At 44.2% G+C, this 504-nt stretch carries 1 protein-coding gene; it reads left to right on the top strand.

Features of this window, described 5'->3' with window-relative positions; all coding sequences use genetic code 11:
* A partial coding sequence (locus R7040_RS30355) for a sulfatase-like hydrolase/transferase (protein WP_411978241.1) occupies window positions 1–504 on the top strand: 504 nt, incomplete at both ends.

Genomic DNA, 504 nt, shown 5'->3' on the forward strand with positions numbered 1-504 from the left:
TGAACTACCCACTAGAAAAACTTGAATTCAACCGCCGTGTAAACAAGTTGAACGTGTTGATGATCAGCGTAAATAACCTTCGTGCCGACGCGCTGAATCAAGAAGAAATGCCAAACCTCTACGAGTTTGCACAGCAAAACCAAAACTTCCGTAAACACTACAGCTCAAGCAATGACACCTACGGTGCATTTGGCTTGTTCTATGGTTTACCAACGAGTTACGCCTCTAGCATCAAGGCACAAGGTGCCTCGCCTGTACTTCTTGATGTACTTAAAGATCAAGGCTACACCTTCGGTTTGTTTAGCGGCAGTGGTTTTGAAGATGACCTTTATTCAGAAATCGTCTTCCGAGGTGTAAACCTAGCTGAAAAACTGGATGGTACTCAAGCCCATACCGATAAACAATCTATCGCCGATTGGAACATGTGGCTGACGGAAAAAGCGAACCAGCCTTGGTTCAGCTACATCGAAGTTACTACGGTAGATAATTTTGAATCTATCCCGT

It is taken from the genome of Vibrio sp. 1069, from assembly GCF_033340555.1.